General features: G+C 68.5%; 25 protein-coding genes and 1 pseudogene. 16 read left to right on the plus strand and 10 right to left on the minus strand.

Annotated elements, in window-relative coordinates; translation table 11 throughout:
* Positions 1-211: 211 nt before the first annotated feature.
* From GA0070608_RS33860 to GA0070608_RS29185, 5 genes and pseudogenes are all read left to right on the plus strand, one after another.
* Positions 212-361, plus strand: a complete 150-nt coding sequence (locus GA0070608_RS33860; RefSeq protein ID WP_245716008.1) for a hypothetical protein — start codon at positions 212-214, stop codon at positions 359-361.
* Between the two features lie 63 nt (positions 362-424).
* A complete protein-coding gene (locus GA0070608_RS29170) occupies positions 425-1,621 on the plus strand; it encodes a tyrosine-type recombinase/integrase (RefSeq protein ID WP_091632552.1) in 1,197 nt (398 codons plus the stop codon).
* A 52-nt stretch (positions 1,622-1,673) separates the two neighbouring features.
* Positions 1,674-4,076 carry a tyrosine-type recombinase/integrase gene (locus GA0070608_RS29175; protein ID WP_218107610.1) on the plus strand — a complete coding sequence of 801 codons (2,403 nt, stop codon included), beginning with the start codon at positions 1,674-1,676 and terminating at the stop codon, positions 4,074-4,076.
* 40 nt (positions 4,077-4,116) lie between these two features.
* Positions 4,117-4,293 (plus strand): annotated as a pseudogene (locus tag GA0070608_RS33865) (YnfA family protein); the annotation flags it as partial.
* Positions 4,294-4,510: 217 nt separating this feature from the next.
* Positions 4,511-4,771: a hypothetical protein gene (locus tag GA0070608_RS29185; protein ID WP_091632556.1), complete on the plus strand. Its 261-nt coding sequence runs from the start codon at positions 4,511-4,513 to the stop codon at positions 4,769-4,771.
* 325 nt (positions 4,772-5,096) lie between these two features.
* On the opposite strand, the gene GA0070608_RS29190 is transcribed toward GA0070608_RS29185, so the two are convergent.
* Positions 5,097-5,564, minus strand: a complete 468-nt coding sequence (locus GA0070608_RS29190) for a hypothetical protein (protein ID WP_091632559.1) — start codon at positions 5,562-5,564, stop codon at positions 5,097-5,099.
* Positions 5,565-5,845: 281 nt separating this feature from the next.
* Positions 5,846-6,094 (minus strand): hypothetical protein, encoded by a 249-nt coding sequence (locus GA0070608_RS29195; protein WP_245716009.1) that lies wholly within the window; start codon positions 6,092-6,094, stop codon positions 5,846-5,848.
* A gap of 343 nt (positions 6,095-6,437) precedes the next feature.
* Here GA0070608_RS29195 and GA0070608_RS29200 point away from each other — a divergent pair, with 343 nt between their 5' ends.
* Positions 6,438-6,926 (plus strand): hypothetical protein, encoded by a 489-nt coding sequence (locus tag GA0070608_RS29200; RefSeq protein ID WP_245716010.1) that lies wholly within the window; start codon positions 6,438-6,440, stop codon positions 6,924-6,926.
* Between the two features lie 461 nt (positions 6,927-7,387).
* Positions 7,388-7,663, plus strand: coding sequence for a hypothetical protein (locus tag GA0070608_RS32415; RefSeq protein ID WP_141719594.1), 276 nt, complete (start codon positions 7,388-7,390; stop codon positions 7,661-7,663).
* Between the two features lie 37 nt (positions 7,664-7,700).
* On the opposite strand, the gene GA0070608_RS29205 is transcribed toward GA0070608_RS32415, so the two are convergent.
* Entirely contained in the window at positions 7,701-8,597 is an 897-nt protein-coding gene (locus GA0070608_RS29205; protein WP_091632564.1) for an IS3 family transposase, read from the minus strand.
* Entirely contained in the window at positions 8,594-8,896 is a 303-nt protein-coding gene (locus GA0070608_RS29210) for a transposase (protein ID WP_176733888.1), read from the minus strand. The genes GA0070608_RS29205 and GA0070608_RS29210 overlap by 4 nt, the downstream gene beginning before the upstream one ends.
* A 597-nt stretch (positions 8,897-9,493) precedes the next feature.
* Between GA0070608_RS29210 and GA0070608_RS29215 the strand changes: the two genes are divergently transcribed.
* The 4 genes from GA0070608_RS29215 (at position 9,494) to GA0070608_RS29230 (ending at position 12,437) form a co-directional block, all read left to right on the plus strand.
* On the plus strand, positions 9,494-10,114 hold the full coding sequence (locus tag GA0070608_RS29215) for a hypothetical protein (RefSeq protein WP_091632567.1): 621 nt from the start codon (positions 9,494-9,496) through the stop codon (positions 10,112-10,114).
* Between the two features lie 289 nt (positions 10,115-10,403).
* Positions 10,404-11,045, plus strand: a complete 642-nt coding sequence (locus GA0070608_RS29220) for a GGDEF domain-containing protein (RefSeq protein WP_091632570.1) — start codon at positions 10,404-10,406, stop codon at positions 11,043-11,045.
* 146 nt (positions 11,046-11,191) lie between these two features.
* Positions 11,192-11,635: a hypothetical protein gene (locus GA0070608_RS29225; RefSeq protein WP_141719596.1), complete on the plus strand. Its 444-nt coding sequence runs from the start codon at positions 11,192-11,194 to the stop codon at positions 11,633-11,635.
* A 130-nt stretch (positions 11,636-11,765) separates the two neighbouring features.
* Positions 11,766-12,437, plus strand: coding sequence for a hypothetical protein (locus GA0070608_RS29230; protein ID WP_091632578.1), 672 nt, complete (start codon positions 11,766-11,768; stop codon positions 12,435-12,437).
* An 18-nt stretch (positions 12,438-12,455) separates the two neighbouring features.
* On the opposite strand, the gene GA0070608_RS29235 is transcribed toward GA0070608_RS29230, so the two are convergent.
* The gene (locus GA0070608_RS29235; protein ID WP_091632580.1) at positions 12,456-12,884 is read right to left on the minus strand and encodes a hypothetical protein; all 429 of its coding nucleotides are present in this window, start codon (positions 12,882-12,884) and stop codon (positions 12,456-12,458) included.
* A 235-nt stretch (positions 12,885-13,119) separates the two neighbouring features.
* On the opposite strand from GA0070608_RS29235, the gene mobF reads away from it, so the two are divergent.
* The 3 genes from mobF to GA0070608_RS29250 all read left to right on the plus strand — a co-directional run bounded on the left by mobF (position 13,120) and on the right by GA0070608_RS29250 (position 18,948).
* Entirely contained in the window at positions 13,120-17,367 is a 4,248-nt protein-coding gene (mobF, locus tag GA0070608_RS29240; RefSeq protein WP_176733896.1) for a MobF family relaxase, read from the plus strand.
* Positions 17,367-18,236, plus strand: coding sequence for a DUF3800 domain-containing protein (locus GA0070608_RS29245; RefSeq protein WP_091632589.1), 870 nt, complete (start codon positions 17,367-17,369; stop codon positions 18,234-18,236). The genes mobF and GA0070608_RS29245 overlap by 1 nt, the downstream gene beginning before the upstream one ends.
* Positions 18,237-18,597: 361 nt before the next feature.
* Positions 18,598-18,948: a histone-like nucleoid-structuring protein Lsr2 gene (locus tag GA0070608_RS29250; protein WP_091632593.1), complete on the plus strand. Its 351-nt coding sequence runs from the start codon at positions 18,598-18,600 to the stop codon at positions 18,946-18,948.
* Between the two features lie 7 nt (positions 18,949-18,955).
* Here GA0070608_RS29250 and GA0070608_RS29255 read toward each other — a convergent pair whose 3' ends face one another.
* From GA0070608_RS29255 to GA0070608_RS29270, 5 genes are all read right to left on the minus strand, one after another.
* Positions 18,956-19,135 carry a nucleotidyltransferase family protein gene (locus GA0070608_RS29255; protein WP_091632596.1) on the minus strand — a complete coding sequence of 60 codons (180 nt, stop codon included), beginning with the start codon at positions 19,133-19,135 and terminating at the stop codon, positions 18,956-18,958.
* 44 nt (positions 19,136-19,179) lie between these two features.
* Entirely contained in the window at positions 19,180-20,184 is a 1,005-nt protein-coding gene (locus GA0070608_RS29260; protein WP_091632599.1) for an ATP-dependent DNA ligase, read from the minus strand.
* Positions 20,185-20,357: 173 nt separating this feature from the next.
* A complete protein-coding gene (locus tag GA0070608_RS32930; protein WP_176733897.1) occupies positions 20,358-20,507 on the minus strand; it encodes a hypothetical protein in 150 nt (49 codons plus the stop codon).
* A gap of 26 nt (positions 20,508-20,533) precedes the next feature.
* On the minus strand, positions 20,534-21,523 hold the full coding sequence (locus GA0070608_RS29265; protein ID WP_091632602.1) for a transporter: 990 nt from the start codon (positions 21,521-21,523) through the stop codon (positions 20,534-20,536).
* Positions 21,520-22,407 (minus strand): ABC transporter ATP-binding protein, encoded by an 888-nt coding sequence (locus GA0070608_RS29270; protein WP_091632607.1) that lies wholly within the window; start codon positions 22,405-22,407, stop codon positions 21,520-21,522. The genes GA0070608_RS29265 and GA0070608_RS29270 overlap by 4 nt, the downstream gene beginning before the upstream one ends.
* A gap of 121 nt (positions 22,408-22,528) precedes the next feature.
* On the opposite strand from GA0070608_RS29270, the gene GA0070608_RS29275 reads away from it, so the two are divergent.
* On the plus strand, positions 22,529-23,191 hold the full coding sequence (locus GA0070608_RS29275) for a response regulator transcription factor (RefSeq protein WP_091632612.1): 663 nt from the start codon (positions 22,529-22,531) through the stop codon (positions 23,189-23,191).
* The gene (locus tag GA0070608_RS29280; RefSeq protein WP_091632615.1) at positions 23,191-24,276 is read left to right on the plus strand and encodes a sensor histidine kinase; all 1,086 of its coding nucleotides are present in this window, start codon (positions 23,191-23,193) and stop codon (positions 24,274-24,276) included. Before GA0070608_RS29275 ends, GA0070608_RS29280 begins: the two co-directional genes overlap by 1 nt.
* Positions 24,277-24,472 lie beyond the last annotated feature (196 nt).

Here is a 24,472-nt window from a genome sequence, read left to right on the forward strand (position 1 = left end):
ACGAGCCCTCCCGGTCAGACCCACATGCCAGACAGCACCCGAACGGACCGTCATGCCCACCCAGAACCCGAACCCGCTCCCAGCACTCAGCACCCCCAAGAAACACCTGCACGTCGTCCAATACTCCGGAGGCATCGGAAGCTGGGCCGCCGCCCAACGCGTCGCCGCTCACCACGGCACCGACCGACTCGTCCTACTCTTCGCAGACGTCTTGACCGAAGATCCCGACCTGTATCGCTGGCTTGACGACAGCAGTGCACAACTCGGCGTACTCATCACCCGCGTCGCCGACGGCCGTACCCCCTGGCAGCTCTTCCACGACGTCCGCTACCTCGGCAACAGCCGCATAGCCCCCTGCTGAGTTATCTGCACCGGGCCGTCTCGTTGGCCTTGGTGCCAGCGATGATGACCAGGAGGGCGCTGCGTGGATTTGCGTATCTTGTTGATAGAGGGGCGCGGCACAGTCCCGCCGGTCGGTTCGGTGGTGGACACCTCCTTACTGCATCCGCCGTTCGTCGTACGTGATACGCGGGGAGCCGCGGTCGAGCCGGCGACTGGCTATCTCCGTGAACTCGCGCTGAGCGATTGCAGCCCGTTGACCTGCCGCAGTTACGCGTTCGGGTTGCTGCGGTGGTTCCGGCTGTTGTGGGCTCTGCAGATGGGCTGGCATGAGGCGACCGAGGCCGAGGTCGCAGTGTTGGTCGGCTGGCTCCGCTCGGCCAAGAATCCGCAGCGGCAGCGGTCGGATCCGGGTGCGCCGCCTGCCGGGTCAGTGAATCCGAAGACGGGCAAGTCGGCTCTGCAGGCGGGCTATGCGCCGTCGACGATCAACCACGCGCTATCGGTGGTCAGCGGGTTCTACCAGTTCCACGCTCGTCACGGTCGTGGCCCGGTGCGCAATCCCGTCCCGGTCTCAGCGGAACGACGCCGAGCGATGGCACACCGCAGCCCGTTGGAGACGCCGGCGAAGTTCGGGCGGGCGCGGCTGCGGCAGCGGGTTCCCGCCCCGCTGCCTCGCTCGATCCCGGATCGGTTGTGGGACGAACTGTTCGCGGCGCTGGACTGCGACCGTGACCGGGCGCTGCTCGAGTTCTTCGTCTCCAGCGGAGCGCGAGCCGCTGAGCTCCTCGGGTTGTTGCTAAAGGACCTCGACTGGGCCGGCCAGCGGATCTGGGTGGTCTCGAAGGGCACCCGAGCGCGACAGCTGGTGCCGGCTTCACCACAGGCGTTCCTCTACCTGGCGCGATACTTCGATGAGGCGGGTACGCCGACGGCCGGTGAGCGAATCTGGCGTACCCGCCGCGGTGAGGATCGGCCGTTGGCCTACTGGGCCCTGCGGCGGATCTTGCAGCGGGTCAACGCTCGGTTGGGCACCAACTGGACGCTGCATGATCTGCGGCATACCGCGGCGACGCGGATGGTCAACGGTGGCCGGCTGACGCTGCCGGAGGTGCAGGTAATCCTGCGGCACGCCGACATCCGGGTGACCGGCCGCTACCTGACCGCGCGGGTGGAAGATCTCGTCGACAAACTCGCCGAGCATTACAACCGGCCGCGGCCGGTGATGACGTACGCACCGGGTTACGACCCTGCCGACATCGCGGCGGTGTTCGGTGGCTAAGTCGGCGACCACGACTACGGGTCTGACCCGACGGCATCACCGGCACGGCCCGGTGCTGGAGGAGCTCGGTTTTGCGAGCCGATTCGTGCAGGGACGTATCCCGGCGCAGCCGGCGACAGCAGCGACAGCACCGCGTCCATTCGGTGACCTGGCTACGGCCTCGGTCGACCGGCTCAGGGAGGTCACCGCGGCGGCTTGGGACGGGCCGGCGAGGGACTGCGCGCAGCGCCGGACTCAGGTGACGGCGGCGCTGCAGTACCTGCAGACGTTCTCCGGCACGACGTGGCAACAGCGGTGGGACGCGAGCCCGTTGGGCGCCGGCACAGTCGCGGCGAGCAGTGTGATCTCCGGGATCGAGCCGAGCCAGACGATCAGTCCCGGCATCAAGATGCTGTTCTGCCTGCGGGTCATCCAGCCGTCGCTGATGGCGTTTCGGCGCAACAAGTTCCGCGACTATCCGGGCCAGTTCATCACCGCGCAGAAGGACGCTCTGCTGGAGAGGTACGCCGGACAGGTCGACGAGCACGATGCCCGATGGATCCATCGACGCAAAGCCTTGTTCGACGTGTGCTGCCTGCTCACCGTGCAAGGCGTCGCGCTCGCCGACGTCACCCCGGGCGCGTTGCTGCACTACACGCACGAGACCCGCCAGGTCCGCACGGTGCTACGCGACGGCAAGAAGGACGCGAACCAGTTCGCGGGTATCGGTGTGTGGAACGTGCTGCACCGAATGGGGCACTTCGCGGCCAGCACGCCAGCCACGATGCGGGCCGCGATGCTGCGCGGTCAGCTCAGTACCGCCGAACTCGTCGACCGGTACCCGATCGTCCACCAGGGCGTGCGACAGCTGCTGATCGACTACATCACCCGCCGCCGCGCGGAAACCGACTACGCCACGATCAACAACCTGGCCCGGTCACTGACACACCACTTCTGGGAAAAGATCGAGGACCTCAACCCCGGTCAGGCCGACCTGCGCATCGATCCGCAGACCTACGAGGTCTGGCGTGAACAGCTACGCACCCGCGACGACGGGCAGCCGCGCGGCAACGCCGACGACATCCTCATCGCGGTCCGCAGCTTCTACCTCGACCTGCACACCTGGGCCGCCGAAGAGCCGGATCGGTGGGCGCTGTGGATCGCGCCGTGCCCGGTCGCGCAGACCGAGTTCCGCGGCGGCGGCCAGCGCCGCCGCCGTATCGAGGAACGCTCCGCCGACCGCACCCGCGTGCGGCAGCCGCTGCTACCGGTGCTGGTGGCCCACGTCGAGCAGCGGCACCAGCACGCCAAAACCCTGCTGGAAAAAGCGACCGCGACGCCGGAAAACGGTGTCTTCACCGTGGCTGGCAAGACCTACCGGCGCTACCTGTCGACCGCCGACCGCAAACGCGCCCGGCACGAGCAACGGCCGGTCCGGGCGGTCGACGAGGCCACCTGCAAGGTCATCCACGTCAGCGCGCTGGAGGAAGCCACCTTCTGGGAGTGGGCGATCGTCGAGACGCTGCGGCACTCCGGCGTACGAATCGAGGAGCTGACCGAACTGTCGCATCTGAGTATCCGTCAGTACCAGCGGGCCAACGGCGAGGTCATCGCTTTGCTGGTGATCGCGCCGTCGAAGATGGACCGCGAACGCGTCATCCCGATGTCGGCTGAGCTGTTCCACGTGATCGCCCAGGTGGTGCGGCGGCTCACCCGCGACGGCCAGCCGATCGCCCAGCTGAGCCGGTTCGACGCCCACGACAAGCTGTGGAGCACTCCGCTGCCGTACTTGTTTCAGCGGCGGCGCGGCACGAGCATCCACGTCACCACCCCGGCCACGATCGGCCTGATGCTGCGCCGGCTGTGCGAGTCCATCGCCGAGCACCATCCGGCCTTCCGCGGGCTGCACATCACCCCGCACGACTTCCGGCGGATCTTCGCTACCGAACTGGTCAACAGCGGGCTGCCGATCCACATCGGCGCCGCCCTGCTGGGCCACCTCAACATCCAGACCACCCGCGGCTACGTCGCCGTGTTCGACGACGACGTGGTGCGCCACTACCAGCAGTATCTGCAGCAGCGGCGCGGCTATCGGCCCACCGAGGAGTATCGCGATGCCACCGTAACCGAGTGGGACGAGTTCCAGGAACACTTCGACAAACGCCGCGTCGAGCTCGGCTCCTGCGCCCGCCCGTATGGCACCCCGTGCCAACACGAACACGCCTGCATCCGCTGCCCGATGCTCAACGTGGACCCGAAGATGCTGGGCCGGCTCGCCGAGTTGGAGGAAGACCTTCTCGCCCGGCGCGCACGAGCAGAAGCCGAAGGCTGGCTCGGTGAGATCGAGGGTCTTGACCTCACTCTGCGGTTCCTGGCCGACAAACAGCAGCAAGCCGTCCGGCTGCAGAACATCGCCAGCACCGTCGGGCTCGGCATGCCGGGGCTACGGCCGCCAGTCTCCGAGGGGCATACATGATGACCGCGACGCCGGCATGACCGCGACGCCGGCCAGGGGTGCCGGGATCGCCGCGCTCGGCGCGTACGGGTTCGTCGCCGCCTTGTAGGCCGACGCGAACTTCGGCCGGATCCAGGCCGCCTATAGCGTGTTCGTCGCCGGCTCGCTTGCCTGGGCGATGCTTGTCGACAGGTTCCGGCCCGACCGCTACGACGTCATCGGCGCCGTCGACTGCCTGGGCGTCAAGGCGCCTTCCCGAGCAGCGCTGAACCTCGACCGACAGCGGGCACTCATCGACACCCTGATGACGGTGGAGCTGCTACGCGCGCCACGTGGGCGCAAGGGGTTCGACCCGGACACGGTGCGCATCAACTGGCGGTCGTAGCCGGGCCGATTCGGAGTGGGGCCTATGCAGCTTCCTTGCCCGCCAACCCCCGGCGTGTCAGCATCTGCGCATGGGCATCTTCGACTCCATCGCACGCGGCTTGGGTAGCCTCCGCCCAATGTCCGACGCGGAACTCGAAGACGAGCGCGAGGCGTTGCGACAGCGCTATGTGTCCAGCGACAATGTCGGCGAGGCGTCGAACCTCTACAACGAGCTGCACCGCTACGACGAAGAAATGACGCGCCGCGCCAACGAGGCCTACGAGCGCGACAACCCGGACGCAACCACCAGGCGCCGCGAACACGGCTGGTACCTGCCGAACGACGACTAGCCCGGGCGTGTTCAGACGGCGAGCGCCGCGCTGAGGCGCTTGTGCACTGATTCTGACGGTCCCGCTCGGCCCCACCCGGACGGCGCGGTCTGGCCCCGCCGCCGCCCGTCGGGCGGCTGGTGTGACGGTCTCATCTGGCCCCACCAGGCGGCTCATTTCCCGACTACCGAGTGTCACCGCGGCATGGGTAGCGAGCACGCGGATTGCGGCAGAAGCGGACGTGGGCGGGCACGCGTCGCCGTAAGCGTTCTCCGGCATCATGATTGCCGCCGACGTATCCACCCGACCCATGGACGACAGTCATCCCTGAGCGGATGCAGCGATGCTACGGAGTGCTCTCCCTTCGCATGGGTTCCACGCCGGCGGCCGGCACCGTCGCGATCACGTAATCCTCGGCCAGGTCCGGCTGCACGTCGACCATCGCATTCCTACCGACGTAGCGGACGACGAACGTGGTCTCGCGCAGCCACATCTCGTCGTAGTCGGCAAGACTCTCTGGCACCTCCACGAGTCGCACTTCGTCACCCGGCTTGAGCAGGGCATCTGCCGGAGCCTCATCGCGTTGGATGGCCGTGATCGCGTGGATGAGAGTCTTCAGCGGTTCGGTGTCCGCGCCGTAGTGAACCAGATGGCCTGCCTGGCCGAAGATGACATCTGCCTGGGACCTGCTCAAGTCGGCGAGCGCCTCGGCCGCACCGGCCGCCAGGGCCGGACTCCCCGACGTGTCGAGTTGCGCCGCCATCGCCAGGAGCAAGCGATCGATGACAAGTTCCCTAGTCTCCTCGTCCGTCACCCGGCGAGCCTATGACCCCGCCGACGGCACCGTTGTCGGCCAGCGCGTGCAGGGTCAACTCCGGTGTCATGCAGACAGCGAGTCCGTCGGCATCCGCTCATCGGCAGAAGCGGGCAGGTGACCGAGGTGGCGCTCGGCGTCTATCAACTACCCTGAGTGACGCCGCGCTTGAGATTCTGACCATGACGTGGGGCCAAGTCAGACCGTCCCCTCTTCCGCTGCCTCAGCCGCGGTGGAGCCAGAGGGAACCGTCACGGTGGGGCCACCTATGGCCGTCAGAATCACAGAACATCGCCGTGCTGCGGCGGCACCGTGACGTCCAGGACCACTGTCTCTCCGTCACCGTTCGGCTCGACGGCGACAGCGAAGTCGAAGAACGAGCAGCACTCGGTCTCGCGGGCGATCAAATCCCGCACCGTGGCATCCAACCCCGCCGGGCCGACCAGCTGCGGGCGCGCTCGCATCGCGCTGATCTGGTCCACCTCACGCGCCGAGGTAGCGAACAACTCATCGAACTCCGCCAGCCGCAACGGCTGCTCCGCCAGCGGCAGCGTGCAGGCGCCGGCCTCCTCGAACAGGGCGCCATCGGCGCCAGCCGTACGACGATAAGCCTGTACCTAGGTACCGGTTGCGACCCCTTCGACGTCCGCGATCACAGCAGGAGGAGGACCCGGATGAGTCTCGACTAGCCACCAATGCCACTCGATTAAGCATCACACCGGAACTAAATCCTCATCACCTGAGCGCCGCGCACCCACAGGGTGTGCGGCGCTTCCGCGTTCACAGGAAGGCTCGTCCTTGACAGCAAGTCAGGTAACGATCACACCAAAATCATGCGACACGGATCGTGTCTTCAGTTGCTTCCCCATCCAAGTGCAGATAAGCACCGTCACACTGAAAATCCGACCCTGCCGACGCTGGCTAGACGCCCACGCCGACCCCGCGACCACCACCCTGTATATCGGCCTCGACGCCTCAACCCGCGACCGCCGCCGCGCCCCCGCCATCGCCACCGGCTGGAACCCCTGGACCACCCGCTTCCCCCTACTCGACCCGCCGCACCTGACCAAGCAGGAACTGTTGGACTCGGCCCGGCAACTCGGCCTACGCCCACCACGGCTCTACGCCCTCGGCCTACCACACAACAACTGTGGAGGCGCATGCGTCCGCGCCGGCAAACACCACTGGGCACGACTACTACACGTCCTGCCCGACCACTACACCGCCGCCGAAGCAGCCGAAACTCAACTACGCGAAGAACTCGGCGACGTCGCCATCCTCACCGAACAACGCCACCGCCAACGCCACCGACTCCCCCTGACCGAGCTGCGCCGCCGCCTCGCCACCGGGCAGCGTCCGTGACCTTCGCCCACCACCGCCAGCCGGAAAGTTGACGGCTGGTGCCGACGCTGGCACCAGCATTCTCTGCGGCGCCACGGCAGCCCAGGCTTCGAGTTTGACCGATGAACGGTGGCGCCGGCCGCCGTCTCCGCCACGGGCTCACCGACCGCGCCAGGCGGGCCGCGATCTCTCCCGCTGTCCTCAGCCCAGATATTGCCTCGGCCCGCACTGGTCCAGACCGTTGCTCCCGCAGACAACGGCCGACACGGCCGCTCGCTACGCTCGCAACCAGCCGCGTCGGCCTGCCAGCTCCGTCGTCCGCCCTACGATGGATCGCCCGCCACCACCCGAGCAGGCCCGCCGCCCAGCGAACAACGCTTTGACGTTGACAAAACGCCTTCAAAAAGGGTATAGTAGTAGCTCTTCTGATGGAGACGGCGAACCTTCATCAGAAGCCCACACGGCGACCCCAAGGAGCAGCCATGCCGTTTAGACCCCTCACCGATTCCGAACGCGCAATGGCACGCCACCTACCGCTGTGTGGTCACTGGCAGTGCCACGCGACGCGACCCCAGGTACTCGACGAGCAGGCAGACGTGGTGATGGTTCGTGATTGCGCCGGCCAGTACCACCTGTTCCGCGATGGCACCGACCACGGTTTGATCCTCAAAGCCGACAAAGACCGCTGGTCGCTGACCCGCGAGCGTCACGCTCACATCGCCTCAGCCGAAGGCGAACGCTGGGAGCTCTGGGCTTGACCCGTTTCGACGGACAGGGTCAATGTGTTGATCTTAGTCAGGCTGCCTGGACGGCTGGTTGCAGGTGCGGGCCGGTGGCTTCGAAGGCGGCGGGGCTGAGGTAGCCCAGGGTCGAGTGCCGGCGGCGGGTGTTGTACCACCCTTCGATGTACTCAAATATGGCTTGGTGGGCGGCTTGATGGGTGGGCCATGGCTGGCGGTGCAGCAGTTCTGTCTTGATGGTGGCGAAGAACGATTCGGCGACCGCGTTGTCCCAGCACTGCCCGCGCCGTCCGACGGACAGGCGGATGCCGTGACGTTGCGCGAGGCGGGCGTGCTGGGCGCTGCTGTATTGGGCGCCGCGATCCGAGTGGAAGACCAGTCCAGACTTGGGTCGGCGCCGCACGAGGGCGTCGGTGAGAGCGGCGTCGATCAGGTCGGTTTTGAGGTGGTCGGCGATGGCCCAGCCGACGATGCGGCGTGAAGCCAGGTCGATAACGGTGGCCAGGTAGAGCCAGCCCTGCCAGGTGTTGATGTAGGTGATGTCCCCGCACCAGCGGGAATCGAGGGCGGCCGGATCGGTGGTGAAGTCACGCCTGACCAGGTCAGGGCGTCTGCTGGCGTTCGGGTCCGGGATCGTCGTGGCCCGCCACCGGCGAGGGCTCTTACCGGCCAGTTCAGCGGCGCGCATCAGCCGGGCGACGCGTTTACGGCCGTGCCGCATGCCGGCGTCGGCGAGGTCGGCGTGGATCCGTGGCGCCCCGTAGGTGCCCTTCGACCCCGCATGAACCTGGATGATCTTCTCGGTGAGCTGGGCATCAACGCGCCCACGGACGGACTGGACACCGGATGTGCGCTGGTAGTAGGCGGACCTGGAGACCTCGAGCAGCTCACACGCACGCTTGACGTTGTGTTTGCCGGCTCGCTCCGCCTCGATGAACGGGTGCACGTTCACCGGGTCTCCTTCGCGAAGAAAGCCGTCGCCCGCTTGAGGATGTCCACGTCCTCGCGCAACCTGCGGTTCTCCCGCCTCAACTGCGCGAGCTCGTCTCGTTCGCCGGTGGTCAGCCCGTCGGCGCGGACGCCGGTGTCGAGTTCGGCCTGCTTGACCCAGTCACGCACCGCGGTCTCGGTCAGGTCGAAATCCTGGCTGACCTGTCGAAGCGTGCGGTCACCGCGCTGGCACAACTCGACGATCTCGGCCTTGAACTCCGGCGTGAACGAACGCCGAGGCCGCGGCCGCTTCTTCCCCATGCTCTCCATGATGATGGACATCCTCCCGGAGACCCCAGGTCCCCTGATCTTGGATGTCCGTCAAAACGGGGCAGGCCCACTCGTCGCCGAGTCGGACCCTGTGTGCGCCGGTGGATGGGACGCGTTGCGACGTGAGTACGTGGCACGCCACTTGCCGAGCGGACGGGTGATGGCACGATGGGACACGCAGTACGGCCTGCTCGCCCGAGCCGCTCGCCGCTACCTTCGCGTTACCACCAGCAGCCCGCCACACCGGTGACGCCACCGGCGGGCGTCGCCGAATCTTGCGCCGTCAATGCTCGCAGCGCCGGGCCGCTGACGGACAGGGCAACGGCCGGGGGTTAGTTTGGCGAACTCCCCCCGGCCGCCTGGTGCCGACGCCACACAGGCCCCCAAAGGCCCATACGCCGAGCACGTGCCCGCCATCCTACGACAGCCCAATCATCGACCAACGAAGCAGTAAGCATGGTCAACGCTCGTCTCGAACGGCTCGCCCATCCCCTACAGCCGTCCCACCGACCGATACGGCATCATCGGCGCATGCCCACCCGCGATGCCCACAGCGGCAACCACGTAGGTCGCACCCAGGCTGCGGCGATGCTCGGCATCTCCGTCAGCCACCTGGACCGGCTCTACGGCGAACGGGCCACCAGCGGCTTCCCTGAGCGCGTCGACGGCACCAGATGGCGCACCGACGACATCGCCGCCTTCCAACTGCCCCGGGACAAGGCCCGACGCGCCGCCAGCGCCGCCGTGGACCGCAGCGGCGATCCCGACGAACTCGTCAACACCACCACCGTCGCGCACATGCTCGGCTATCAAAGCGTCGACTCCCTGCAAGGACGCAATCGGATCTGGCCACTCCTACTTGAGCGCGTCGACGACGAATCGCTCACTCCCACCGGCCGCAAGCGCCGCCGCTGGAGGCGCCGCACCGTATGGGACATCGCCGGCAGCCGCACCGGCCAAGGCGCGCCCCACACCGGTCGCCCCCGGGCCACTCCCCACGGCCACCCAGACCGCTCCGGCGACCCCGACGAACTCGTCGGCACCGTCGAGGCCGCCCGCGTGCTCGGCTACAACCACCCGACCGCCCTACCCGACGACGTACTTCGCCAGGCGGACGAAGACACCACCGGCCCGAAAGGCCGCCACCGCCGCAAGTGGAAGCGCGCGACGTTATGGGCGATCCTCGATGAATCAGAGCAGCGCCGATAGCTTCCCGCAGACTCGAAACCGGTACCCGCTCGCACTGCCCGCCGGTCGGTGGCGGGTCGCAGGCCCGGTCCTGACGGACCGGAAACCGGAAGCGGCCTCCGGCCGCACGCCGCGAGTTGGTCGGCGTAGCCGCCGGCATCCCACCATCAAGATCAAGATCCTGACGTCCGAACAGGACAGACACAGGTAGCCAGCAGACCTAAAACCGGGTATAGTAATAACTGTTCGGAGGGGACGGCGAACCCCCACCGCACACCACACACAAACCCCCAACCCAGGGAGAGCGCACATGCTCACCGCATCCACGATCCTGCTCGCAACCACCACCGCGTCATGCATCGCCCTTCTCATGCGCAACACGAAGCTTCGCGCAGACCTGGCCACCGCCCGCCACGAAGCCGACCACGACGCGCTGACCGGACTGCCGAACCGCCGCGCCCTGCTCCGGCACCTCAACACCCTGCTCGCAGACCCCGCCCGCCCGGTAGCCGTCGCCCTTCTCGACCTCAACCGCTTCAAAGAGATCAACGACGAACACGGCCACACCGCCGGGGACCTCGTGCTCTGCCAGGTAGCGAACACCCTGACAGCGCTCGACCTTTCGCGCGCGAAGGTCGGTCGAATGGGAGGCGATGAGTTCATGATCATCACCGACGACGGCATGCAGACCGCCCGGATCAACGCCAAGGCCGCCGCTCAGGCTCTCGACGCAGCGACGGTCGCCCTCGGGGAAACGAACTTCGGTTGTTACGCCAGTCTCGGGCTCGCCCTCGCGGACCACAACGAGGTGACCGCCGCCGACCTACTCAGCCGAGCAGACGCAGCCATGTACGCGGCCAAGCGACGCGGCGGAGGCGTCAAGGAGTGGCACCCCAACATCGGCGCGACCGTCACCACGAAGCGCCCTAAGCAGCGCCGCCGCTACCGGTAGCCGGCATCCGTTCGGATGGCCCGAAGCACTGAATAGGCCTCCGGCCACCCGGACGAAAAAGCCCTCAGCGGTCAAGCAACAGGTGTTCGAGCGGGACAGCGAACCCCGCTCGAACACCCCACCAAACCCCACAGCAGGAGTCCCCCATGACAGCACCAGCCGGCCCCACCATGCTCCTACCAACCCTGCCCGCCGACCAGCGCACACGGCACATCATTCACCTGCTCAACACTGCCCGACGCCGCATGGCACAGGCGCTCACCGTCCTGCACCTCTGCGAGCACGCCCCGACGTGGCCCACCACACGCATCAACAACACCGCCGCCGCCATCGAGCTGCGCGCCGCCACCGTCGCCCTGATCAAGTACGCCCGCCGCCACCGCTGCGACGCCTGCAACCCCGGCCGCATGCGCCACACCCTGCGCCTGGCCGCCCTCCTGCTCGACCTCTGGCAGAGCAGCAAACACCACGCGCAGCGACCCGACCTGTACTCCATCACGCTCGCCCACCGCGCCGAACGGCTCTTCGGCGATACCGCCGGATGGGTCACCACCGGCGACCACCGCCGCCTCCTCGGTCAAACCGACTGATCGACGCGCCGCCCGGCCGCCAACTCGGCGGCCGGGCCGCCGCACCGCGACGGCATCAACGCGCGTCGAGCACGCCGCCGCCGGCTACCGCTCCCGCCCCTCACCCCCACGACGAACGGAAGGCAGAACCTTGAGTCCCCTCAGCCGCGCCGATCGGATCACCATCGCTCACGTCTGCCAGGACTGGGCTCCCACCTATCACAACGGCCCGTTCAACTTCTCCACCGCTGAGACCGTTCGCTACCTCGCCGACGGCCACCTAGAAGCCCTCACCGACCGGCACGGCCGAGACACGATCTGGCGCGCAGTCGCCGCACACCTCGCCGCCCACCCCGACACCCTCACCGCGCCCCGCACCACCCAAGCGCTGCGCGATCAGCGCCGCGCCGAGCGCGCCGCCCGCGCCGCCGCATACCTGGACGCGGCCCGCGACCACCACCGCCGGGACCTGCCGTACGAAGCACTCGCCCTCATCGACCGCGCCGAGCTGCGCTCGCCCTCGTACGACAACTTCGACCGCTTCCGCGCCAGCGTGCACCGCAAGTTCCCCCCGTACGCCCCTACCAACCTGGACGGGACCGAACTGCGCTACCGCCGCACCCTGCCCCTGGCCAACCCCACAGCGCCCGTCGCCTTCCACGGCGCGCGAGAGCAGCAATGGGTCTACCCCGGTCGACAGGTCATCGTCGGTCCCTGGCCCACCCCGACCCCCGAGCAGTGCACCGCAGTGGAACAGGACGGACTCTGGCTGGACGAAGGAACCGCCCTCGTATGCGTCGGCTGCGGGCTGGACATGACCTGATCCGCACTCGCCTTCCGCTCAGCCGCCGGCCGCCGGGCCGGCGGCTGACGCCGTGTCGTCCACCAGGCCCCCGCGCAAAGAGTTGTCCGCCGCGCGGGGACGGCCGCGACGACGCGGCACCACCGCGCCGAGCTGCGCGACGCGCTCCCGCACCCCTGCCCCGTCCGCCATGCGCCGCAGCGCTCGCACCCTACTGACGTCCATTCCGGACAACTCAGCGGCCAACGCGTCATCACGCAGAACCGCCGCCAGGACCACCACCGCCAACTCATGCGCCGCCGTCGCGTCGCGGACCTCCCCGTCGAGCTTCGCCAGCACCTCAGCGCGCCGCTGCGCGACCTCAGCGACCGCCGCCCCGAACTGCGCGACCGCCCGCACCGCACGCCGCTCCACCTCTTGCCGCGCCCTCAGCGCGCGGACCGCATCATTCCCCGTTTGACTCGCCATGCAACGACCGTATCGACATTCCACGACCACCAACACATTCCCAGCCCATCAATCTGCCAATTCGTTCGACAGTAGCCGCAATTCCAGAACTCATTTGCCAACCACTCCCCACCTAGCCACACGTACACCTGCCTGCCCAAACACACTTATCATGATCATCTAGCCACCTTGGATGCGATACACCCTCTTGCATTCTCTGTAGCCGCTAATGGTGTTGATCTTCTACGGTTTCGGCATGTTGGCCATCACGCGTATCTCGCCGGGCAGCGGATACCGGTACGTGATGGAACAGGTCGCCGCCGGACGGCACGACCTGCGCGCCCCGACCAGCGATGACCCCACCGCCTACTACACCGACCCCACCGCGCGAGGCGAGAGTCCTGGGTGGTGGGCCGGTGACGGCGCCGCGGTGCTGGGCGTGAGCGGTTGGGTCACCGAGAGGCAGATGCGTCTGCTCATCGGTGAAGGCCGGCATCCGCGCGTCGGCCATCAGCTCGGGCAGCGGTGGCGCACCTACGCGCCGCAGACCGACGAGTACCGGGCTGCCGCCGCACAGCGGGCGCTGGACCTTCTCCCGCCGGATGCGACGGTCGAGCAGCGCGACAAGGCGTGGTACGACGCGATGACCGCCCCGGAACGCCGAGCCGTCTCCGGGTACGACGTCACCGTATCCCCGGTCAACAGCGTGTCGTTGCTGTGGGCCTTCGGGGATGACGACGTCAAACGCGACGTCATGGCCGCCCACCACGCCGGTGTCCGCGCGGTGCTCGCTCACCTTCAACGCCACGGCGCCTACGCCCGCGCCGGCGCCGGCGGTGTCCGGCAGCTCGACACCGCCGGCCTGGCGGCCATGGTCTTCGACCACCGCCTCAGCCGCGCACGCGACCCCCAACTGCACGCGCACATCGTCATCAGCGCCAAGGTCCTCGCCCACACCCACGACGCAGACCCCCAATGGCTGGCACTGGACGGCAAGGCCCTCTACCGCGCCGCGATCGGCGCCCGGATCGCCTACGAACGCGCGATCGAAGCCGAGCTAGGCAACCGCCGCGGCATCACCTTCGCACCCCGCCCCGACTCCGAGATCCGCGAAATCGTCGGCATCAGCGACGCGTCTCTGCGCCACTACGCCAAACGCCGTACCGCCATCACCGAACACCTCCAGCACACCCCGAACCCGCAACAGCGCACCTCGGACCGAGGATGGCGTGCGCGGGCGCAGCACGCCACCCTGCGGACCCGCCGACCACACAAGGGCGCCGAGTCCACGCACGAGGCGGTGCGGCGGTGGCTTGCCGAAGACCGCAAGGCTGGCCTCGACACCAATGGTCAGGTCGACCGTCTGCTCGCCGGCCACGCCCACGACAACACCGCCGACACCGCGGCCAGGGTGCTGCGCCGTGCCCGGCGGATCGCTGGGAGCGCCGCTGCCGTGGACGAGGCCGTGTTGCGGGCCGCCGCCGCCCAGCTCCGCGTTCCGCGCGCTCACTGGCCGCGCGTCCTCGACGCCGCCGTGCGCGCCGACGAACGCCTCGCGGTCGCCCGCGCCGTGCACACCCTCAGCCGCGAACGCGCCGTCTTCAGCCCCGACCACCTCGAACTCGCCATCGGCCGAACCCTCGGCATCACCCCGGGCCACTCCCCCACCGACGACTGGCGACGCGTGCAGCAGCTCGCCACCACAGCCGTCACCCAGCACGCCGCGGGCCTGCGCGTCCTCACACCTCCCGCGCTCCTGCAGTGGGGCCCCAACCTGCGACGCGCCAGCGACCAGCACAGCGAATACACCCGCCACCGCGACCTTCACCTGACCACCCGTAGCGTCCTGGCCGCCGAGCACCACGTCATCGCCTACGCACGCCGACGCGGCGCCCGACCCGCACCCACCCACGCCATCAACGCCGCCATCACCGAATCGAACCTGCGGGGCGAGAAGACCGACGTCCTACGGTTCATCGTCGGTGACGACCGCCGCGTCACCGGCGTCATCGGCCCTGCCGGCAGCGGCAAGACCCACCTGCAACGGGCCGTCGTCGCCGCCGCGGCCCGCGCGGGAGTACCCGTGCTCGGTCTCACCGTCGGCCAGGCCGCCGCGAACCTGCTCGCCGACGCCACCCGTCGACCCGGCGGCACGGCGCTGCGTACCGAGAACATCGCCCGGTGGCTGCACGCCCGACAGCGGCCACCCGCCGGCACCAGCGCCCGCGACTGGCAGTTCGCGCCAGGACAGTGGGTCATCATCGACGAGGCGTCCCAGGTCTCCAGCCACGACCTCGCCCGCCTCACCCTCCAACTCGACCGTGTGCGCGGGAAACTGATTCTCGTCGGCGACCCCCACCAGACCTCCGCCGTCGGCCCCGGCGGACTGCTGCGGTACCTCGCCACGCTCGGCATCACCCGCACCCTCGCCGACGTGCACCGCTTCCACCAGCCGTGGGAAGGGCCTGCCTCACTGCGGCTACGCCACGGCGACATCACCGTCCTGGCCGACTACGACCGACACCACCGCCTCATCGGCGGACACCGCGCCGACCTCGTCGACCAGATGCTCACCCGCTGGCTCGCCGACACCACCGCCGGGCGGCGCAGCCTGATCCTCGTCGACACCAACGACGAGGCATCCGACATCGCCCACCGCGCCCGCGCCATGCTCATCGCCGCCGGCCACGTTCAGCGCGGCCCATCGGTGCGCCTGGGCGACGACAACATCGCCAGCGTCGGCGACATCATCGTCACCCGACGCAACGACCGGCGCATCGCCGCTGGCCCTGACTACGTCACCAACCGCGACCAGTGGCGCATCAACGCCGTCGCCCGCGACGGCCAACTGCACGTCACCAACGTCGTCACGGGCACCACGACCGTGTTGCCGGCCGCCTACACCGCCCGGCACACCCACCTCGCATACGCCCAGACCGTCGACACCGTCCAAGGGCAAACCGTCGACACCGCCCGCGCGCTCATCGACGACAGCACCTCTTTGGAGCGCGTCTACGTCATGCTGACCCGCGCCCGAACGCTCAACGAGGCATACGTCGTCACCGACGACGAACCCCGCGAAGGCACCCCATTTGCGCCGCCCACCGCGGCCGTCGCCGTGCTCGCCGACATCATGCGCCGCACCGCACCCGAGCGCTCCGCCACCGAGACCGAACAGCAGCTCCTTGCAGACGTCGACGCCCTGCACGTCTGGACGCCGATCTACGACGACCTCGCCGCCCGCGCCCGCATCCCCGAATACCTCGCCATCGTCCGCCAACTACGAGGTCCCGCCGTCGCCGACCGTCTCGCCCGCGACCTCGCCCTGCCGGCGCTTATCACCCGACTCACCACCTACGCCGCCGCCGGACACGACCCCCGCGACGTCCTGAGCCGCGTCATCCGCGGCCGCGAGCTGGACAGCGCGGAAGACCTCGCCGCTGTCCTGTCCTGGCGCATCGACCGCCTGATGCAACGCGCCACCGCGGACCCGGCCGTCGCCGAGCGTCCTGAGCAGTGGGGCACCTACACCGATCGCCTGCCAGCCAACGTGACCGGCGACATCGGCGACGCGCTGCGCCAGGTCGCCGCGATCTGTGACCGCCGCACCGACGCACTCGGCCGGCTCGCCGCGCACGACCGGCCCGCCTGGACGGCAGCTCTCGGCGACCTACCCACCGACGACGCGGGCCGCCAGCAATGGCTCACCCGCGCGAAAGTCGTCGCCGCCTACCGCGACACCTACCAGTACACCGGCGAGCACCCCATCGGGCCCGAACCACACACCAGCGACATCAGCCGCTGGAACGCCTGGCACCGCGCCCGACTCGTCCTCGGCACCGCCACCCTCGCCGGACAACTCACCACCGCACCCGACACCGAACTCACCCGCCTCATCACCGCGCAGCAGACCGCCGACCGTGCCGCACCCACCTACGTCGGCGACGACCTCCGCGCCGCCTACCGCACCCTCACCGATGCCGAACACCAGCGCCACGACCTCACCCACCAGGTCGCCACCACCAACACCGCACACCAACAGGCGCGTACACAAGCTCAGCGGCTGCAACCGCGCTGGTGGCACCACGGCCCCGCACGCACCCGGCGCCTCACCGTCCAACGCGACGTGCTCACGTACGCCACCACCGCCGCCCACCAGATCAACCACCTCCAGCAGCAGCTCGTCCGCCTCGACCACCAGATCGCGGGCAGCACCCGCCGGGCCACGGCCCTCGACGGCCAGCACGCGACCTGGAAACGCTGGTACGACGGCGCCCTGCCCACGCGCTACGCCGGACTCGCCGCCGCCGCCGAACAAGCCCGCCGCGCCGCCAGCCGCAATACCGCCCTCGCTGACGCCGTCGCCGCCACCACCGCCCGCGTCACCGCCGTGCACGACACCCGTCCGGCACCCCAGAGCACACCTGTCCCCGCACAGCTGCGCGAACACGCACACGACGCACAGCAGCGCATCGCCGCTGAACATGAAACGGAGATCGACTGATGTTTCCCAGTGCGTTCGTCGACGAGTCCTTCTGGCAACCACAGGGCCGCCCCGGCGCCTACCTCATGTCCGCCGTCATCATCGACCAAGACGACGTCGCCCCCGCCCTCGCCGCCGCCAGCGCCGCCGCACGCGGCCAGCCCTACCACTCCAGCGAGCTCTACCACCGCGGACACGTCGGCATCATCGAAGACATGCTCGACGTCGCCGCCAACCACGCCGGCTGGTCCGCCGTCTCGCTACAAATCCCCCTCGACACCCGACCAGCCGAAACCCCCAACGACAGCACGCGCTCCATCCACCGCGTCCTCGGCGAACGCGAATACGCCCGACAGGCCAGCCTCGAACAACTCCTGCGCTACCTCAACACCCAACGCGTACGCGACGTCTACCTCGAAAGCCGCGCCAGCCACCGCGAATGGCAACAAGCACGCACCGAAAACCGCCGCATCCCCACCACCGACCGCAACGACGTCCGCACCTACCGACGGCTGCTCGAACAACACGCCATCAGCCACCGTGTACGCATAGTCCACATCAAAGACCACACCCACCCCGGACTTTGGCTCGCTGACGCCGTCGCCTGGTCCGTCGGCCGCGCCATCCGCACCAACGAGCCCCAATGGTTCAACCGCATCACCGACACAGCCACCATCATCGAAGCCACCACAGGCAAAGAACTCCACATTAACGAGAGAGGGGCCGCTCCACCAACCGGCGAACGCGACCCCCACAACCTGAGCCAACGCGCCCAGATCATGTCCTCACCAATAGCCTACCCGACAACCACACCACCCGACCACACCCCGAACATCTACACCACACTGCTACACCAAGCACAACAAGTACGCGACCAGCCGCCCCGCTAGCCCAGCAACTGTTGAACAACATGCAATTACTCACCGCCAGAGTCCAACAACTCCAAGAAACCGTCGAGAGACTGGCGCCCCAACCAAGAGCCGCCACGCAACCCCCGGAACACACCCCAAAACTCCCAGCGCAGATCTCCTCGTCACCGCAACAGCCTTCGAGCGCCGAGCCCGACCTTTCGTAGAAAGCGGAGCGAGGAAGTGTGCTCAACGCGCAAACCTGCTCGCCGTTGAGAAGTCCTGCATCATGCTCCAGCGTTCCCCGCGACGGCTACCGCCGTCCGGTTGGCCCAACGGACATCCCGCAAGCTATTGTGCACCCCGTGTTTGTAGACACGACTTGCCTCGAAAGGATGCCGTCATGGCCAAGCAGGTTATTCACAAGCTAGTTGACGACTTGGACGGTGGAGACGCTGTCGAGACCGTCAAGTTCTCACTCGACGGCGTTCAGTACGAGATCGATCTGTCGAGCACCAACGCCGAGAAACTGCGTGGCGCGTTCGCACCGTACGTCGCTCACGGCACGAAGGTAGGCCGCGGTGGCGTAGTCATCGGCGGGCGGGCCGTCCGCGGCCGGGCAGCTACCACCGCCGACCGCGAGCAGAACAAGGCAATCCGTGCCTGGGCAAAGAAAGCCGGCAAGGAAATCTCCGACCGAGGCCGGATCCCACAAGAAGTCGTCGACGAATACCATGCCAAGGCAGGCCGCTAGCCCTGTTTCACGTCACGACGTGGACGCCAGGCCAGCGTTCGGCGGGGCGGTGGCGGGCAAGTCGTTGCCGGGATCGCTCCGGGCTGATCCGACTCGGGTTGCGCCGCCACACTCCGTCGAGCAGATCGTCAAGGCCGTGCGGTGCACAGACCTCGATCTGGTCGTGCGCGTCGAGCTGGACGGCCACGGCGGCTGGTCAGTCGTGGCCTACAGGTCGGACAGCGATAGTCCTCATGGTTCGTCGAAGTAGCCTTCGACTTCTCCGAGTAGCAGCGGTACGTCGTACACCGACATGTCTGGCCTGGCCCGCGCGTATCGGACCCGGTGCCTCCACCGCTGGTGTTCGAACGCCATGTCCGCCTCGATCTCCACCACCGTTGTCGGCTCCACCTGCACGTACCGCAACGCCTCTGGCCGGTCCAGCTGCCCAGACCACGATGCCGGCAACGGCTGCGGCCACGGATGCACCACGGTGGCGCGGCGGTGTTGCAGAGGCCGCAGCGGCGACACAAGCAGTCCGAGTTCCTGCCGCTGGTCGGTGTGCAGCGGGTGAGTGCGGCCTGTGTATCGGAGCCGGCCCCACCGATCGAACCGACCCAGCAGCAGCGTTTCTAGGCTGTGGAGGCTGCCGGTCACCCCGGCGACGATTGCTTCCGTAGTGAGATGCCTCCGAAACTTCCACCAGCCGGAACGCCGTCCCGGCTGGTATCGGCTCCCGAGCCGCTTGGTCACGACCCCCTCGATGCCGGTCGCGACGGTCCATTCGGTCAGCCAGTCTGACACTTGCCCCATGTCCGTTGTCTGTGGCGTCAGCGTGAGCTGGGCGGGGGCGCCACCGAGCAGGCGCTCCAGTTGTGCCCGCCGGTCCGATAGGGGCAGGTCCAGGACCGGCCGACCGTCGGCGGCGGCTAGCAGGTCGAACAGCACGTAGTGGGCCGGGTGGTCGTTGACCATGCGTAGTAGACCGCGACCGGCGGTGACTCGCCGCTGAAGCAGCGCAAAGTTTGTCCGGCCGCGTTCCCAAACGATCAGCTCACCGTCCAGCACCACTCCGGGTGGGAGCGTTCGCACGGCCCGGGTGATGTCCGGAAAGTATGTGGTCAGGTTCCTGCCAGCACGCGACTGTAGGTAGACGCGGTCATCCTCGTGGAATGCGATGCACCTCCACCCATCCCACTTGGGTTCGTGGATTAGGTCGGTGCCTTCGGGTACAGCGTCGACTGGCGTGGCGAGCATCGGTGCGACGGGACGCCGTAGAGGCGGGTCTGTCGCACCGACCCGACGTTGCCCGAGGCTCACCGCCTTCCCGGGCTGTGAGTGTTTCTCATCGCCGCCCCCTCGCCCATCGTGCGGGAGGGCCACCGACGAGGGGTGTAAATCGACTAAGTGCGTGTTTGAGATGGGGTTGATCAGGTCCGGTTGAAGGTCAGGTCGAGGAAGATGTCGTTCGCGCCGGCGCCGCCGGCGATGGCGGCCGGCGATGAGTCGGACGGGATGATGGCCAGCAGGGGCGCGCCGCCGGCTAGGGCCGCGGCGGCGATGTAGGTAAGTGTGCGCATGGGGCCTCCCGTGGACGGCTTCGCGGTCATGCGACGCGGCGGATGCGGCGGACGGCGAGGTAGAGCAGCAGGGCGGCGACGGCGACGAAGATGCCGGTCTCGATGCCCTGGAACAGCCAGAATCGGGTTCCGGGCTGGTAGAGCTGCCAGTTGTAGGCGCCCGAGGTGATGCCGAGGTCGGCGCCGCACGCGGCTCCCGGTCCGGTGGCGTCGGGTGCGCAGGCGATCTGCGCGTTGGCCGTGATCATCTTGCCGGAGGCGTCGCGGATGCCGTAGGACAGGATCCAGTCGCCGGCGGCCGGGTTGGTCTGCTCGGTGGCGTCCTTGAGCGGGAAGGTCACGACGCGGGCGGGCAGGTAGTGTGGCCGGGCGAGTGTCGTCAGGGCGATGCGCAGCCCGAGGAACCCGACGAGCGTGGCGGACATCGCGGGCAGCACCTTGGGCCAGATGGTGCCGGCGAAGATGCCGAGCGTGACTGCGAAGATCGTGTAGCCGATCGGGGCCGTGCCCTGCATGTCGAAGAAGAAGATGTTGAAGCGGCCGTGCTGCCCGGCCTGGCTCATCGGGTTCAGCCACCACGAGACGCCCAGTCCGTAGACCAGCGAGGCGACGAGCGCGACGGCGCCGGCGACCCCGAACTTGACCAGTGCCCAGTGTCCCCGGCTGACGCCCTGGGTCCAGACCATGCGGTGGGTGCCCTGCTCGATCTCGCGGGCGACCAGCGGCGCACCCCAGAACAGTCCGACCAGCAGCGGCAGGACGAGGAAGAGCACACCGATCATGGTCATCACGCCGTACTGGCCGTTGAACTGGATGGACGCCTTGCCGCAGGTGTCGGCGTCGGCCGGGATCATCGAGGCGGTACCCAGCGCGCGGACGCAGTCGTCCAGGCCCAGGTCGGCGAAGGTGTGCCGCATGGCCAGACCAGTGGGGACCATGAACACGGCGAGGAGCGCGAGGCCGATCGCGGTGAACAGTGCTTGCTTGCGGTGCTGCCGCCAGGCGAGCCAGATCATGCCGGCACCTCCCACGCGGCGTGCGGCCGGGAGTCGCCCTCGCCGAGGTAGGCGAGGATGAGGTCTTCCAGAGTCACGTCGTACGCCTTCCATGCCGGATCTCGCAGCGCAGTGTTCGTGCGGACCAGCAGCGTGGACTGCCGATCGGTGTGCTCAGCCCGCACGACCTGCGCGACCCCGGCGGGCAGCGGGCCACCGTATCGAGGGCCGACCAGCTGCCGGTGCTCGGCGAGCAGGGCGCTGACGTCGCCGACGAGCTTCACCTGCGAGGCGTGCAGCACGATGAGGTAGTCGCAGGTACGTTCGAGGTCCGCCAGGATGTGCGAGGACAGCAGCACCGTGGTGCCCGTCTCGGCGACGACGCCCATCAGCGCTCGGAGGAACTCGCGCCGGGCCAGCGGGTCGATGCTGGCGACCGGCTCGTCGAGCAGAAGAAGCCGTGGGCGCTTGGCCATCGCCAGGGCGAGGGCGACCTGGGCCCGCTGACCGCCGGACAGCTTGCCGACCGGCTTGTCGCGCGGGATACCGATCTGCGCCAGCCGGCGGTGCGCCAGCGCCGTGTCGAAGCGCCGGTTCAGCTTGGCGCCCATGGTGAACAACTCGTCCGCCGTGAAGTCCCGGTACAGCGGCGTGTCTTGGGCCACGAAACCGACCTCGGACAGGACGGCGATGTCGTCGTACGGCGTCCGGCCGAAAACCCGTACGGCGCCGTCGTCCGGCCGCAGCAGACCGACCGCCAGGTGCAACAAGGTGCTCTTGCCTGCCCCGTTGGGACCGACCAGCGCGGCCACCCTCCCGGCCGGCAGGCGCAGCGAGCAGTCCCGCAGCGCCCAGGCTCTGCCATACGTCTTCCCAAGTCGGTCAGTCTCGAAGACGATGTCCATCCGTAACCCTTTCATCCTGCTGACACGGTTTGCAGGTTTCGGTTCTACGCGGACGCCGGTGTCAGGACGGTGCCGCCGGGTGACACCGTTCTGACACCCGCGCCGTGGCAGGGTAGGGATCATGCGCGTGCTGGTAGTCGAGGATTTCGAGGTGCTGGCCCGTACGGTGGGTGTCGGACTGCGTCGTGAGGGCATGGCGGTCGACGTGGTCCTCGACGGCGGCGCGGCCCTCGATCACCTGGCTGTGACCCGCTACGACGTGGTGGTGCTCGACCGCGACTTGCCGGGCGTGCCGGGTGACGAGGTGTGCCGGCGGATCGTGGGCGAGCACTCGGCGACCCGGGTGCTGATGCTGACCGCGGCCTCGTCGGTGAAACAGCGGGTCGACGGCCTGGGCCTCGGCGCCGACGACTACCTCGCCAAGCCCTTCGACTTCGCCGAGCTGGTCGCGCGGGTGCGGGCGCTCGGCCGGCGGCCGGGTACGGCCGTGCCACCGATCCTGGAGTACGGGGATCTCACGCTCGACCCCGGCCGCCGGGTCGCGACCCGCGACGGACGCCGGCTGGAGCTGAGCCCGAAGGAGTTCGCCGTCCTGGAATGCCTGCTCGCCGCGCACGGCCGGCTCGTGTCGGCGGAGGATCTGCTCGAACGGGTCTGGGACGAGGCGGCGGACCCGTTCACCACGGCGGTGAAGACCACCATCCGGCGGCTGCGGACCAAGCTAGGCGACCCTGCGCTCATCCACACCGTTCGCGAGGGCGGTTACCGGATCGGCGAACCGTGATGCGCGTCCGGATTCCCCGGCGGAGCCTGCACGTCCAGCTCACGCTGCTCTACGCCGTACCCTTCCTGATCTCCGGCGTCGTGCTGCTCGCGATCCCGCTGCTGGGCAACAACGAGGCCACCCCGGTGGGCCCGGTCGCGGACCCCGTCGGCGTCCCCAGCGACGGCGGTCACCTGGACCGGCAGTTCACCACCTCGGCGTGGGCCATAGCCGGCATGGTGGTGGTCTCCCTGCTGCTCGGCTGGTTCGTCGCCGGCCGGTTCCTGCGCCCTCTGCGCACCATCACCGCCACCGCCCGGGAGTTCTCCGCCAGCGACCTGCACCGCCGGCTCGGCCGGACCGGTATACACGACGAGTTCACCGACCTGGCCGAGACACTCGACGACCTGTTCCAGCGGTTGCAGGCCGCTTTCGAGTCGCAGCGGCACTTCGTCGCCAACGCCTCGCACGAACTGCGTACCCCGCTCACCGCCGAGCGGACGGTGCTCCAGGTGGCGCTCGCCGACCCGGACGCCACCGCCGAGACGCTGCGGGCGGCGTGCCACGAGGTCCTCGCGCTCAGCGACCAACAGGAACGCCTCATCGAGGCGCTGCTCACCCTGGCGCACGGCGAACAAGGCCTCCAAGTGCACACCCCACTCGACGTCGCCGGCACCGCCGCCGAGGTCCTCGCCGCCCGCCACCAGGACGCCGGCCGGCGAGGCATCCGGATGCACGCGGCCCTCGAACGGGCACCGGCGACCGGCGACCCCGACCTGATCGAGCGCCTGGTCGTCAACCTGGTCGACAACGCCGTGCGACACAACGCACCGGGCGGCTGGGTCGAAATCAGCACGACAACCACCGCGACCGGCGCCGCCCTCCGGGTCAGCAACTCCGGCCCGGTAGTGCCATCCGGCGAACTCGACGCGCTGTTCCAGCCGTTCCGCCAGGTCGGCAACCACCGGACCAGACACCCCGACGGACACGGACACGGACTCGGCCTGGCCATCGTCCGCGCGATCGCCGAGGCACACGGGGCGACCCTCGACGCCCAGGCCCGGCCCGCCGGTGGTCTCGACATCGAAATCGGGTTTCCCGGATAAATCAGCCCGAGGACGGATCCTACCCAACTCAGAATGCGAGCGGCTGGCTTCGTGTGGCTGGGGTGCCGTCAGGTGCGGCGGGGATGCCTCTTAGGCGGCGGCGTTGATTGCGCCGGCAGCTTGCTTTACCACATCGGACCACCACCACGGATGATCGTTTACGAGGAGGCATGGCGCCGAGGCAATCGCCGTCACG

Origin of the sequence: Micromonospora peucetia (assembly GCF_900091625.1) — a bacterium.
Taxonomy (GTDB): Bacteria; Actinomycetota; Actinomycetes; order Mycobacteriales; family Micromonosporaceae; genus Micromonospora; species Micromonospora peucetia.